We start from the raw sequence: 13401 nt of genomic DNA on the forward strand, positions 1-13401 counted from the left end.
GTCCGTCATCGTTCCTTTAGCCATTCCGGCCGCGGCCAGAGCCATTTCGCAGCCTGTGCCGTTGGCCGCGGTCGACGGCGCACGGTTTGAAGCCTGTGCGGACGGCACCTGCGAGGTGTCCGTGTACGGGCCGGTCGACATCGCGGTGGGTCCCGACGTTCTTTCCGTGACCAAGATAGGCCCCGACGGGCTCGACTTCGCGCTGAGCCTGGCGGGCGGCGGGCGGGCGTCCGGCACTCTCAGAAGCACCTGCGGCACCACTTTCACGCTGCTCCGCGGCGGTGGCTCCCGCGGCGGATTCTGTGCTCCCGGCAAGGTGCAGGGGCCGCCGGTTCCGGAACCCGGGGCGGTTTCGATCCAGCTGGCCGGACGGTCTTCCGACGGGTCCGCCGTACTGCGGCTGGTCTCGGGTTAGTTTCCGATCTCCCGCATGACGATTTCCGCCGCCGTGAACGCTCGATGGCGGATCGTCCACGACCGGCCCCCGGCCGGAGGAATTCTTCCGAGCCATTGGCCGGCTCGTGATTCCGGTCCCGGATGGTCCGGTGCGTGACGCCGTCCCGTCCGTATCGGACGTGCCGGGAGCTCGTGGAACGGCGGGCCACCGTGAGCCGTCCGGATTTCCTCAGCGGGGTTCCGCGATCCGGGTATGACCATGTTGCCGGGGCCGGTGGTTCCCGGGCGGCTCCCGGCCTGGTCCGGGAAACCGCCGGGTTTCGGTGGGTCGCCTTCCCGTCGAGGGACGCCTGCGCCGGCGGCCGGTTGATGATCGTGGATGCGGGTGGGCGCGGTGCGCGGCCGTCCACGCCGGGTGGCGGGGCCGCCCCATGGCGTGGACGGCGGATGTGCCGTGCGCGGGTGGGCGAGCGCGGATACGGTGGGCTGGTGCGCGCGGTGACGGTGGCGTCTTTCGGTGCTCCCGAGGTCATGTCCTGGGCGGAGGTGGACGACCTCGCCCCGCCTGGCCCGGGTGAGATCGCCATCGACGTGGTCGCCTCCGCGGTCAACCGCGCCGACCTGCTGCAACGCCAGGGCTTCTACCCACCGCCGCCGGGCGCGTCCGCCGTGCTGGGGCTGGAGTGCTCCGGCCGGGTCGCCGCGGTCGGCGCCGGGGTGGCCGGGTGGCAGCCGGGGGACGAGGTCTGCGCCCTGCTCGCCGGCGGCGGGTACGCGACGAGGGTCAACGTCCCCGCCGGCCACGTGCTCCCGGTGCCGGCTGGTGTCTCGCTGCTCGAGGCCGCCGGGCTGCCCGAGGTCGCGGCCACGGTCTGCTCGACGGTGTTCGGGGTGGCCGGTCTGCGCGACGGCGAGGTGTTCCTGGTGCACGGCGGGGCGTCCGGGATCGGGACGTTCGCGATCCAGGCGGTGCGGGCGCTGCGGCCGTCGGCGACGATCGCGACCACCGCGGGCAGCCCGGCGAAGCTGGCGCGCGTCCGCGAGCTCGGGGCCGATCTCGCCATCTCCTACCGGGACGAGGACTTCGTCGACCGGGTGCGGGAGGCCACCGGCGGCCGGGGCGCGGACGTGATCCTCGACAACATGGGCGGGTCCTACCTGGCACGCAACGTCGAGGCGCTGGCCGTCGAGGGGCGCATCGTCGTCATCGGGTTGCAGGGCGGGCGCAAGGGCGAGCTGAACCTGGCGGCGCTGCTGGCCAAGCGGGGGAGCGTCCACGCGCTGTCCCTGCGGGCCCGGCCGGACGAGCAGAAGGCCGCGATCGTGGCGGACGTCCGCGAGCGGGTCTGGCCGGCGGTCGAGGCCGGGGCGATCCGTCCGGTGATCGACCAGGTGCTGCCGATCGAGAAGGTCGCCGACGCGCACCGGCGCGTCGAGGAGTTCGGCCATGTGGGCAAGGTCCTGCTCGCCGTGGACGCCCCGTAGCCTCGTGGGCCTCCGGTAGCCGTGGGCCTCCCGTAACGCGCTGACCGTGACCCGCTGGCCGCGGGAAGCGGAGCTGGCGGCGGATAGTGATGTGGGTGGTCGTCCGTTGCTGACGGTGCCCAGTCGCGGACTCGTTTCCGTCCTGGCCGCATACCTGTCGGACCGACCAGGCAGGATGGGTGTATGGCAGATCAACCGGACCCACGGGTCGTGGTCGTCGGACCGGACGGAACGCTGGACGAGGGCATCGTGACCGCCCGCTCGCGGGTCGTGGCCGCCCAGACCGGTGGTGACCCGGCCGCGTCGCCCACGGCCGAAGACGACAATGATCACGCGAGCGCGCTCATGGAGATGGTTCCCCAGCCGGACAAGGTGATGCGGATCGGCTCGATGATCAAGCAGTTGCTGGAGGAGGTACGGGCGGCACCGCTGGACGAGGCGAGCAGGGTGCGTCTCCGGGAGATCCACCGTAACGCGATCACCGAGCTCTTCGACGGGCTCGCCCCGGAGCTGGCCGAGGAGCTCGGCCGGCTCACGCTCCCCTTCAACGACTCCCAGACCCCCAGCGACGCCGAGCTGCGGATCGCTCAGGCGCAGCTCGTCGGGTGGCTGGAAGGCCTCTTCCACGGCATCCAGACGGCGCTGCTCGCCCAGCAGATGGCCGCCCGGGCCCAGCTGGAGGAGATGCGCCGGCGGGCCCTGCCCAGTGCCCCCCAGCAGGGGGAGCAGTTCGGCCGCGGCGCCTACCTCTGATGAGTTCGTGGGCCTCTGATGAACTCTGATGAACTCGTGGGCGGCCTGCGCGCCGCCGGCTCCGGCGGCGTGGGGTGGCCGGCACGGGCCGCACGGCGGTGTGCGGCGCCACGCGGGCGCCACGTCAGAACGGCGGGAACAGAAACCCTGGAACACCGGTCACAGGCAGTCATACGCATACATCCTGTGCTGTGCATGAAAGTGAGGGCGGGAACGGCTGTCGGGGCGGCCGCCTGTTCCCTCACTTTCATGACGTGTCAGCATCCGGTCATGCATTTTTGACCGTCTGGGACGGGCCGTGTTACCTGACCGGCGCCCCAGACGCGCGGGCGTCAGCTCGCCGGGCTGACCGAGCTCATGTTGAAGTCCGGGACGCGCAGGGCCGGCATCCGGGCGAGGGTGAACCAGTCCCCCCACTCGCGGGGAAGCGTCCGTACCGTCGCCCCGACCTCGGTGAGCCGGCCCAGCAGGTCCACCGGGCTCTCGTTGAACCGGAAGTTGTTGACCGCCCCGACGACCTCGCCGTCCTCCACCAGGTAGACGCCGTCGCGGGTGAGGCCGGTGAGCAGGAGGAGCTGCGGGTCGACCTCGCGGATGTACCACAGGCAGGTCAGCAGCAGCCCCCGCGAGGTGTTCGCGATCAGCTCGTCGAGGGACGCCGTCCCGCCGCCGTCGAGGGTCAGGTTGTCGATGAACGGGGCCGCCGCCACCTTGCCGCCGTTCCCGTCGCCGCGGGCGGTGGCGTCACGTGCCGAGGCGCGGGTGTGGATCAGCGTGGCCAGCCTGCCATCCACGATCCAGTCGGTGCGCCGCAGCGGCAGCCCGTTGTCGAACACGCTCGACGTCGCCGACGACGCCCCGGCGATCACGAACGGGGTCGCCGGCAGCTCCGGGTCCAGCGGGTCGCTGAACAGGTGCAGCCCGGCCGGGCCCAGGGTCTCGCCGATCCGGGTGCTGCCGCCGGCCCGGCTGAACACGGTGCGTCCCTCGGCGGCGTCCCGGCCGGCGGCCGACCAGTAGGTGTAGGTCAGCAGGTCGGCGACGGCCGACGGCGGCAGCAGCGTCTCGTAGCGGCCCGCGGGCAGCTCCACCGAGCGGGCGCTCCAGGCCAGGCGCTCGCGGAGCAGCGCGTGGGTGGCGGGCACGGAGACGTCGGTGAAGTCGTGGGTGGACTGGCCGTGCCACACCGAGCCGGCCGGGGTGGTGCTCTTGGCGTTCCACTCCACCGACCCGGTCGGCTGGCTGTGCCGCAGCCGCAGGCCCGCGGAGGTGCCCAGCCAGGTGGTGGTCAGCCCGTGCTCGGCGAAACCGAACAGGCGCTGCCCGTCCGCCCGCGCCGCGGCGAACGCCTCGCCGAGCTCCCGCGCGAACCCGGTGAACACGCCCGTGCTGGTGCGCTGCGCGGGGTCGGTGAAGGTGGCCTCCGCGACGGCCTCGGCGGCGGCCACCGCGGTCTCGCCCGGGGAGTGCGGCACGCCGACGCCGGCGCCCGGGCCGAGCAGGCCGGCGTAGTCGTCGGCGTCCTCGGCCTCCCGGGCGTCCGCCTCGGACAGGCGCAGCAGCTTCTCCAGATCCTCACTGTCGGTGACGTTACTGGCCGAGCGGACGCCGAACGCCTGGCCCACCACGCTGATCACGGTGACGGACCGGTCGCGGGCCGCGCCGTTGGTTGTCAGGGTGTTGTTCGCCCAGCGCAGGTTCACCGTGCTCGACTCGCCGGCGATCACCACGCACCCGTCGGCTCGCGACGACTCCAGGGCCCGTTCGACGATCTCGTGGGACTGTGTGGTCACCGGCCTGCCTCCCGCTGGGTGTTGAGGATGTTGACGTTCCGGAACAGCGCCGAGGGGCAGCCGTGGCTGACCGCCGCGACCTGCCCGGGCTGGCCCTTGCCGCAGTTGAACGCCCCACCGAGAACGTAGGTCGCCTCGCCGCCGACGGCCTCGAGCGAGCCCCAGAAGTCGGTGGTGGTCGCCTGGTAGGCGACGTCGCGCAGCTGCCCGACGATCCGGCCGTCGCGGATCTCGTAGAACCGCTGGCCGGTGAACTGGAAGTTGTACCGCTGCATGTCGATCGACCAGCTCCTGTCGCCGACGACGTAGATCCCCCGGTCCACCCGGGAGATCAGTTCCTCGGTGGACGGCCCGCCCGGCGCGGGCCGCAGCGAGACGTTCGCCATCCGCTGGATCGGCACGTGCCCGGGGGAGTCCGCGAACGCGCAGCCGTTGGACCGCCCGGTGCCCAGGGCGGCGGCGTTCTGCGCGGCCATCCGGCGGTCGAGCTGGTAGCCGACCAGGGTGCCGCCGCGGACGATGTCCCACTGCCCGGCCTGGACGCCCTCGTCGTCGTAGCCGATGGTCGCCAGGCCGTGAGGGGCCGTGCGGTCCCCGGTGACGTGCATGGCGGGGGAACCGTAGCGCAGCGTGCCGATCCTGTCGAGGGTGGCGAAGGATGTCCCGGCGTAGGCGGCCTCGTAGCCCAGCGCCCGGTCGAGCTCGGTGGCGTGCCCGATCGACTCGTGGATCGTCAGCCACAGGTTCGACGGGTCGATCACCAGGTCGTAACGGCCCGGCTCGACCGAGGACGCCTTGGCCTTCTCGGCGAGCAGGGACGGGATCAGCTCGATCTCGGCGTCCCAGTCCCAGCAGCCCGCGGCGGGGCCGGAGACCAGCCACTCCCAGCCGCGGCCGGCCGGCGGCGCGATCGTGCGCATGGTCTCGAAGCCGCCGGCGGCGCGGTCGACCCGGGTCGCCTCAAGCTGGCAGATCACCCGGACGCGCTGCTGGGTGGTGCTCGTCCCGGCGAGGTCGGCGTAGAACTTGTTCTCCAGTACCTGGCCGAGCCGGCCGTCGACGTGGTCGACGTCCTGGGCGGCCAGCAGTGCGCGGCACAGCCCCCCGACCCGCTCGATCTTCTCGGTCGTCTCGACGGCGAACGGGTCGACCGTGTAGGCCGACACCCAGGTCGCGTCCGCGTGCACCGGCTCGTCGGCCAGCTCCACCGGTTCGCTGTTCAGCGGGCGCGCCACCCGCGCGATCTCGACCGCCTCCCGGGCCACCCGGACGGCCTCGTCCACGGTGAGGTCGACACCGGCGGCGAACCCCCAGGTGCCGTTGTGCACGACCCGGACGGCGAAGCCGACCGACTGGCCGTCGGCACGGCTTTCCAGGCCGGCGTCCCGGAAGGACAGCGACGCGTTGCGCAGCCGTTCGACGCGGATGTCGGCGTGGGTGGCGCCCAGGTCGCGGGCGGTCTGCAGGGCGGCGTCGGCGAGGGCGGCCCGGGGCAGCGCGAGGAACTCGGCATCGATCTCGTGGGCCGGGGCGCCGGCGGCCCCCACCCCCGCGGCGCCGCTCACGGGAGCACCGCCGGTGCATGTGCTGGTGACAGATGTGGCATGGATCCATCCTCGCTCCCGGCGAAAGGATCTGTCCGCCGGGGCGGCCCTCGACGCCGCCCGCCGCCACGGCGGCATGGCGCCATGGCCGGGACGACGCAGCCGGGACGACGCGGCCGGTGGGAGGCAGCGTGGCCGGGACGGCGCGGCCGGCGGAGGCGAGGTGGTCAGCGGAAGAGGCGTTCGAGGACGTGGGCGACGCCGTCGGCGTCGTTGGAGCCGGTGACCTCGTCGGCGGCGGCGAGGACGTCCGGGTGGGCGTTGGCGACCGCGACGGCGTGGCCGGCCCAGGCGAACATCGGCAGGTCGTTCGGCATGTCCCCGAAGGCGATCGTGCGCCGCGCGGACACGCCGTACCCGGCCGCGATCTCCGCCAGGGCGACGCCCTTGGACACACCCGCCCCGGCGATCTCCACAAGATCGTAGCTGGACGTGGTGACCACGGCCGTCGATCCGGCGGCGGCCACGATGGCGCTGTGGACGTCGGCGAAGCCGCCCGCGGACAGCGCGCGCCGGACCAGCAGTTTCGTCACGGGCAGGGCCGTGAGCAGTGCGGCGATGTGCCCGACGGCCTCGTGCGGGTCGGGCCACATCGTGGTGAAGGCCGGCTCCCGGCCGAAGTGGGTACCGCTTTCCACGGCGAAGGCGGCGTCCGGCACGATCGCCCTGATCTCGGTGGCCAGGCGGAGCGCGGTGGCGGCCTCCAGGACGTGGTGGCTGAGGGCGGCGCGGTTGTCCAGGTCGTAGACGAGCGCGCCGTTCGCGCAGACGGCCAAGCCCGACGTGCCGGTCTGGGCCACGATGTCGGCCATGACCCGGGTCGGGCGCCCGGTGACGAAGACGATGATGGACCCGGCGCTCCTGACCCGCTCCAGCGCGGCGCGGGTACGTCGTGAGACCGTGCCGTCGGTGCGGATCAGCGTCCCGTCGAGGTCGGTGGCGACGAGCGCTGGGCAGAACACAGTCGTTCAGTAAACCTCATCCACGCGGGCTGCGCCGGCTGCCCTCCATCCTGCCGAGGCCGGGTTTCGGGGCTGTGGGGCCGAAGGGGGCGTGATCATGCTGCGGCCGGGTGTCCCGCGGGGCCGTAGGGTGCTGCGTTAGCATGCGCGTGGTCCGGGAGGCCGAGGTCCCTGGGTCGCCGGCCGGAGCGGGCTCCAGGCGGCGGACAGCCCTTCCAGCGTCCAGAACGATCACTCTTGCGACTGGTGGTAAGGCGTGGGAAGGCCGTGGGAAGGAAGGTGCCCGGGAAGCGATGAAAACGTTTGACGAACTATATCTTGAGCTGGCTGGAAAATGGCGTGAACGAACGCCCGGATCCGGCAGCGTGGACGCGCTGGACAAAGGGATTCACCACATCGGGAAGAAGCTCCTCGAAGAAGCCGCGGAAACCTGGATGGCGGCGGAGCACGAGGGGCCGGAGCGGGTTGCGGAGGAGCTGTCGCAGCTGCTGTACTGGAGCCAGCTGGTGATGATTTCCGCAGGTCTGACACCGCACGACGTATACTCCAGGCTGTGATGACGGCCCTTCGGTGCGCATTTGGCGCCGGACTGTGACACGGGGGCGATGATGCTGCGACTCGCGGTGCCCAACAAGGGGGCGCTGGCGACCGCGTCCAGCCAGTTGCTCGTCGACGCGGGCTATCAGGCGCGTCGCGAATCGGCGGAGCTGGTCGTCACCGACGTCGAGAACGACATCGAGTTCTTCTTCCTCCGGCCGCGTGACATCGCCGTCTATGTCGGGGCCGGCCGGCTGGACATCGGCATCACCGGCCGCGACCTGCTGATCGACAGTGGGGTCGCCGCCGACGAGCTGCTGCCGCTGGGTTTCGGGTTCTCGACCTTCCGCTACGCCGTGCCGGAAGGCAGCGTGACCGATGTCGAGGCGCTGGCCGGCACCCGGATCGCCACCTCCTTCCCCGGGCTGGTTGCCGCCGACCTGGCCCGGCGCGGCGTCGACGCCCAGATCGTCCGGCTGGACGGCGCGGTGGAGACCGCCATCCGGCTCGGGGTCGCCGACGCCGTCGCGGACGTGGTGGAGACCGGGCGCACACTGCGTGCCCATGGGCTGACGCTGCTGGGCGAGCCGGTGCTGTCCTCGGAGGCCGTGGTCGTGGTGAAGAAGGGGCTGGAGCTCACCACGGCGCACGAACGGCTGCTGCGCCGCATCCAGGGCGTGCTGGTCGCTCGACGCTACGTCATCATGGACTACGACGTCCCGAACTCCGTGCTGGAGAAGGCCTGCGAGATAACCCCTGGTTACGAGTCGCCGACCATATCCCCGTTGCAGCGTGAGGGCTGGGTCGCGGTGCGCGCCATGGTGCCGCACACGGAGCTCAACCGCGTGATGGACGACCTGTGGGAGATCGGCGCCCGGGGCATCATCGTCTCGTCCATCCAGGCCTGCCGGCTGTAGGCCGCATCTGGCTGTGGGCCGTGTCTGATGGGCGCCGTCCGCACGGCTGGTCATCCATCAGACACGGGCCCCGTCGGGCACGGTCCTGTCAGGCACAGGCGCCCAGGCGTCCGGCGCCGCCGCGGGAGGTCAGCGGCGGCTGAGGATGAGCGACATACCCTCGTTGCGGGTCGCGGTGCTCAGGAACTGGCCGCGCACCGCCGACGTCATCGTGCGGGCGCCCGGCTTGCGGACCCCGCGCATGGACATGCACAGATGCTCGGCCTCGACCACGACCATGACCCCCCTGGGGGAGAGCGCCTGTTCCAGCGCGTCGGCGATCTGGGTCGTCAGCCGTTCCTGCACCTGGGGGCGTCGCGAGTACAGGTCCACGAGCCGGGCGAGCTTGGACAGCCCGGTGATCTGGCCGCTTTCGTTCGGGATGTAGGCCACATGCGCCTTGCCGGCGAACGCGACCAGATGGTGCTCGCACAGCGACGTGAAGTCGATGTCGCGGACCAGCACCATCTCTTCGTGGCCTTCGTCGAAAACGGTGGTCAGCACCTCGGAGGGGTCCCGTCCGAGGCCTTCGACCGCCTCCTGGTAGGCGCGGGCGACCCGTTCCGGGGTCTTGCGCAGCCCCTCCCTGTCCGGGTCCTCACCGATACCGATCAGCAGCTCCCGGACGGCGCGCGCGACCCGCTCGTGGTCGAACGGCCGGACGGCCTGCGGGCCGAGATCCGGCCCCCGCCGCTGGGCGGCGACGTCCGCGGCGAGGGCCGTACCGGCGTTCACGCTCTGCGTGACCGTGTCCACCGTGTCCACCGTGTCCACCGTGTCCACGGCGCTCGCGGATGCCGTGGAGAGGGAGGTGTGCCCGCTGGGAGGTGCGAGGCCGGAATCGGTCGTCAACGGCGTCCCCTGTCGTCGTCGTTCGGCAGGCTCGGGGGCGCCCACGGATCCGAGATCCGCGGGATGGGCGACGACGGCGTCGAGGAGCCCGCCCGGGTGTCCTCCTCCCCGGGTGCCGAGGAGTCAGCAGGGCCAACCGGGGTGGTTGTGGATCCATTCCCACCAGGGGTGCCCGAACCGTTACCGTTGCCGCCGCGGCCGGCTCCGTTCGTCCGGCCGTGCTGCCCGGCGCCAGCGCCGGCACCGCTGCCGGCGACGAGGTCGCTGACGTCGCCGGACTTGTGCAGGGCCAGCTCGGCCGGGGTCATCACCGGTGGCCGGTCGGACGGCAGGCGCTTGCCGACGCCGGTGTAGGAGCCGCGGCTGGGCCGCTTCTCCACGGTCGCGAAGATCTCCAGGACATCGTCCTTGCCGAGCGTCTCGACGTCCATGAGACGCAGGACGAGGTTGTCCAGGACGTCCCGGTAGCGGACGAGGATCTCCCAGGCCTCGTCGTGCGCCGACTCGATCAGCTGGCGGACCTCGGCGTCGATCTCCGCGGCGAGCTCCTCGGAGTAGTCGCGCTGGTGGCCCATGTCACGGCCGAGGAAGACCTCGCTGCTCTCGCCACCGAACCGGACCGCGCCGAGCTTGTCGCTCATCCCGAACTGGGTGACCATGGATCGGGCGATCTTCGTGGCCTTGTCGATGTCGTCGCTGGCGCCCGTCGTCGGCTCGTGGAACACGAGTTCCTCGGCGGTCCGCCCGCCCAGGCACACCGCGAGGTCGTCCAGCATCTCCGACCGGGTGCGCAGATAGCGGTCCTCCTGGGGGAGCTGCATGGTGTAGCCCAGGGCCCGCCCGCGAGGCAGGATCGTGATCTTATGGACGGGGTCGCTGTTCGGCAGCGCGTGCCCGACCAGCGCGTGCCCGCCCTCGTGGTAGGCGATCCGCTTCTTCTCCTTGTCGCTCATCACCCGGTTCTTGCGTTCCGGGCCGGCCATCACCCGGTCGATCGACTCCTCCAGCAGGTCCGAGGAGATGAACTTGTGATCCGACCGGGCGGTGAGCAGCGCGGCCTCGTTGAGCACGTTCGCCAGGTCGGCGCCGGTGAACCCGGGGGTCCGGCGCGCGATGACCAGCATGTCGACGTCCGGCTCGATCGGCTTGCCCTTGGCGTGCACCTTCAGGATCGCCTCACGGCCGAGCAGGTCGGGCCGGTCGACGACGATCTGCCGGTCGAAGCGGCCCGGGCGCAGCAGCGCGGGGTCGAGGATGTCGGGCCGGTTCGTCGCGGCGATGAGGATCACACCGCCCTTGACATCGAACCCGTCCATCTCGACCAGGAGCTGGTTGAGGGTCTGCTCGCGCTCGTCGTGGCCGCCGCCGAGGCCGGCCCCGCGGTGGCGGCCCACCGCGTCGATCTCGTCCACGAAGATGATCGCCGGAGCGTTGGTCTTGGCCTGTTCGAACAGGTCCCGGACGCGGCTCGCGCCGACACCGACGAACATCTCCACGAAGTCCGAGCCGGAGATCGAGTAGAACGGCACGCCGGCCTCGCCGGCGACCGCGCGGGCCAGCAGTGTCTTGCCGGTGCCGGGCGGCCCGTAGAGCAGCACGCCCTTGGGAATCTTGGCCCCCATGGCCTGGAACTTGCCGGGGTTCTCCAGGAACTCCTTGATCTCCTGGAGCTCCTCGATGGCCTCGTCGGCGCCGGCCACGTCAGCGAAGGTCGTCTTCGGCGTGTCCTTGCTGACCAGCTTGGCCTTGGACTTGCCGAAGTTCATGACCCGGTTGCCGCCGCCCTGCATCTGGTTCATGAAGAAGAACAGCAGGAACACCACCAGCAGCACCGGCAGCAGGTTGAGCAGCAGCGACACGATGATGTTGCCCTGCTCGACCTTGACCTCGTAGGGGACGCGCTGCGCCCGCAGGTCGTCGGCGAGCTTCACGGCCTGGTCGGTGACGTACGACGACTCGTACTTCTTGTCACCGACCTTCGTCGTGATCTCGATGCGCTGCTTCGAGTCCTGGATGGTGGCGCCCTTGACCTGCCCATCGGTGATCTGCTGCTGAATGAAGTTCAGGTCACGTTTGGTGTACTCGCCTGAGCCAGACAGCACATTGGTCGCGAGAACGATCACGAGTACGGCCAGGAGCAGCAGAGGCACCCAGCCGCGGAAGATTCTTCTTGGAGTCATCTGCCTGGAGCGCTGGACACGCGCGCTCCACCCTCCTGACGTGTGTGCCGCCCTCGTTCGGGATTCCCTTGTGCCGAGGGTACCGCCGGTACGCGCGCCTTACCGCGCGTACATCCGAGCAACGGGCAACTGATGCGTACTGTTCCGCCGCGCTGCCCCGAATGGGCGGTTCGTAGCGTGACCCGCCGCCACCGGCCCGCCGGATCCGTCGCTCGCGAGATCATCGGCACGGTCCGTGCCATCGCCATCGCCCGCGCCAGGGCGGACGGGGCCTACCGGGCGCCACGCGCGATCGCGTCCGCATGCAGCGTCCCTACGTAGGGTAGCGTACGGTAGTGCTCAGCGTAGTCCAGGCCGTAGCCGACGACGAAGGCGCTCGGGATGTCGAAGCCGACGTACCGGACGTCGATGTCGGCCGCCAGCGCCTCCGGTTTGCGCAACAGCGTGAACACCTCCAGGGACGCCGGCCCCCGCGAGCGCAGATTGCGCAGCAGCCACGACAGGGTCAGGCCGGAGTCGATGATGTCCTCGACCACCAGCACGTCCCGCCCCTCGATCGAGCGGTCCAGATCCTTGAGGATGCGCACCACACCCGAGGACGAGGTGGCCGAGCCGTACGACGAGACAGCCATGAACTCCATGGTCACCGGTATGGTCAGGGCCCGGGAGAGGTCGGCCATCACCATCACCGCGCCCTTGAGGACGCCGAGGAGCAGCACCTCGCGGCCGGCGTAGTCGGCGTCGACCCGGGCGGCGAGCTCCCCGATCCTGGCGGCGATGTCACCGGGGGTGACCAGCACCTCGGCGATGTCGGGGTGCTGGCCGGTCCGCGGGGAAAGATCCGTTCCTGATCCGGGCCTGCCGAAGCCGATCTCGTCGGGCATCGTGTGCGCAGCGGCCACCTGAGTCTCCCTGGAGTGTCCGCGCGGCCGGCCGGCCAGGGCGTCCCGCGCGTGGGTGCTGGACTGGCTCCCGGACCCGCGGGCCGCGGGCTGTGGGGAGGTCTCCTCCCGGCCCGCGGTCCGCGGTCCGGTGGTCTGGAACACCGAGATCCTGCCATCCGCGCGGACGGCGACAACACCGGACGGCAACGGGACGGGCTTCTGCCCACGCCATCTGGTCACCAGATCGTCCATGGCCCGGACATGATCGGCCCGCAGGCCGGTCGGCGCGCTTCCCACGGCCAGGGCAGCCCGGCGCAGCACCCGGGTACGCAGCGCCTCGCTGAGCCCGGCGAGCCCGGCGAGGTCCAGGTCGACCCGAGCGGGCGGCCCGGCCGCGTCCCGGTCATGACCGCGCAGCTGGTGGGGGGGCTGGGGCAGCGTCAGACGCTCGTAGGCCAGCGCCGCGTCGGCGTCGAGCGCGCCGGTGTCGGCCCGTAGCAGGTCCGCGGTGCGCGCGAGCGCCTCGGCGATGCCCGGCCCGATGGTCTCCTCCAGGACGGGCAGCGCCCGGTGCCGGACCCGGGCCCGGGCGAACGCCTCGTCGGCGTTGGTCGGGTCGTCCCACGGTGTCAGCCCCTCGGCGAGGCACGCGTCGCGCGTCGCCGACCCGCGGACATCCAGCAGCGGACGCCTGATCACTCCGTCCAGGCGGGGCATGCCCGCCAGCGACCGGGTGCCCGACCCGCGGGCGAGCCGCAACAGCACTGTCTCGGCCTGGTCGTCAAGGGTGTGGCCGAGCAGCAGCGCGCTCGCCCCCAGCCGCCCCGCCGCGTCGAGCAGGGCGGACCGGCGGGCCTGCCGGGCGGCGCCCTCCGAGCGCGGGGAGTGCGCCGGCAGCACCTCCACGGGGTCGAACCCGAGCGCCCGGCCGCGCGCGGCCACCGTGGCCGCCTGTGCCGCGGAACCCTCGTACCAGCCGTGGTCGACGGTGAGCAGCCC

General features: G+C 71.6%; 11 protein-coding genes. 5 read left to right on the forward strand and 6 right to left on the reverse strand.

Translation table 11 applies throughout. The annotated features are described in order from the left end of the window. The 3 genes from AC5LSR_RS05125 to AC5LSR_RS05135 form a co-directional block, all read left to right on the forward strand. Positions 1–415: hypothetical protein (locus tag AC5LSR_RS05125; RefSeq protein ID WP_493468210.1), on the forward strand; the 415-nt coding region annotated here is incomplete at its 5' end. Positions 416–858: 443 nt separating this feature from the next. Continuing rightward, on the forward strand, positions 859–1881 hold the full coding sequence (locus AC5LSR_RS05130; RefSeq protein ID WP_250284920.1) for an NAD(P)H-quinone oxidoreductase: 1023 nt from the start codon (positions 859–861) through the stop codon (positions 1879–1881). Between the two features lie 183 nt (positions 1882–2064). Further along, complete coding sequence (locus AC5LSR_RS05135; protein ID WP_250284921.1) at positions 2065–2634, forward strand: bacterial proteasome activator family protein; 570 nt, start codon at positions 2065–2067, stop codon at positions 2632–2634. Between the two features lie 332 nt (positions 2635–2966). Here AC5LSR_RS05135 and AC5LSR_RS05140 read toward each other — a convergent pair whose 3' ends face one another. The 3 genes from AC5LSR_RS05140 to AC5LSR_RS05150 all read right to left on the reverse strand — a co-directional run bounded on the left by AC5LSR_RS05140 (position 2967) and on the right by AC5LSR_RS05150 (position 6993). Next, on the reverse strand, positions 2967–4427 hold the full coding sequence (locus AC5LSR_RS05140; RefSeq protein ID WP_250284922.1) for a metallopeptidase TldD-related protein: 1461 nt from the start codon (positions 4425–4427) through the stop codon (positions 2967–2969). After that, positions 4424–5992 (reverse strand): TldD/PmbA family protein, encoded by a 1569-nt coding sequence (locus AC5LSR_RS05145; RefSeq protein ID WP_250284924.1) that lies wholly within the window; start codon positions 5990–5992, stop codon positions 4424–4426. Before AC5LSR_RS05145 ends, AC5LSR_RS05140 begins: the two co-directional genes overlap by 4 nt. A 206-nt stretch (positions 5993–6198) precedes the next feature. Then, positions 6199–6993 (reverse strand): HAD family hydrolase, encoded by a 795-nt coding sequence (locus AC5LSR_RS05150; protein ID WP_250284926.1) that lies wholly within the window; start codon positions 6991–6993, stop codon positions 6199–6201. 293 nt (positions 6994–7286) lie between these two features. Between AC5LSR_RS05150 and AC5LSR_RS05155 the strand changes: the two genes are divergently transcribed. Both AC5LSR_RS05155 and hisG read left to right on the forward strand, forming a co-directional pair. Continuing rightward, complete coding sequence (locus tag AC5LSR_RS05155; protein ID WP_250284928.1) at positions 7287–7550, forward strand: phosphoribosyl-ATP diphosphatase; 264 nt, start codon at positions 7287–7289, stop codon at positions 7548–7550. A 51-nt stretch (positions 7551–7601) separates the two neighbouring features. After that, the gene (gene hisG / locus AC5LSR_RS05160; RefSeq protein WP_250284933.1) at positions 7602–8447 is read left to right on the forward strand and encodes an ATP phosphoribosyltransferase; all 846 of its coding nucleotides are present in this window, start codon (positions 7602–7604) and stop codon (positions 8445–8447) included. A 129-nt stretch (positions 8448–8576) separates the two neighbouring features. On the opposite strand, the gene folE is transcribed toward hisG, so the two are convergent. The 3 genes from folE to hpt all read right to left on the reverse strand — a co-directional run. After that, positions 8577–9221, reverse strand: a complete 645-nt coding sequence (gene folE, locus AC5LSR_RS05165) for a GTP cyclohydrolase I FolE (RefSeq protein ID WP_445548231.1) — start codon at positions 9219–9221, stop codon at positions 8577–8579. Positions 9222–9334: 113 nt separating this feature from the next. After that, the gene (gene ftsH, locus AC5LSR_RS05170; RefSeq protein ID WP_250284929.1) at positions 9335–11518 is read right to left on the reverse strand and encodes an ATP-dependent zinc metalloprotease FtsH; all 2184 of its coding nucleotides are present in this window, start codon (positions 11516–11518) and stop codon (positions 9335–9337) included. Positions 11519–11790: 272 nt separating this feature from the next. Further along, positions 11791–13401, reverse strand: a 1611-nt coding sequence (gene hpt / locus AC5LSR_RS05175) for a hypoxanthine phosphoribosyltransferase (protein WP_493468211.1), incomplete at its 5' end; no start/stop codon positions are given.

This window comes from Protofrankia sp. CiP1_Cm_nod4 (assembly GCF_982290645.1).

Coding starts and splice junctions, on each gene's coding strand:
- AC5LSR_RS05135 (WP_250284921.1), top strand. CDS start 2,065: ATGGCAGATCAACCGGACCCACGGGTCGTGGTCGTCGGACCGGACGGA.
- AC5LSR_RS05155 (WP_250284928.1), top strand. CDS start 7,287: ATGAAAACGTTTGACGAACTATATCTTGAGCTGGCTGGAAAATGGCGT.
- hisG (WP_250284933.1), top strand. CDS start 7,602: ATGCTGCGACTCGCGGTGCCCAACAAGGGGGCGCTGGCGACCGCGTCC.
- ftsH (WP_250284929.1), bottom strand. CDS start 11,518: ATGACTCCAAGAAGAATCTTCCGCGGCTGGGTGCCTCTGCTGCTCCTG.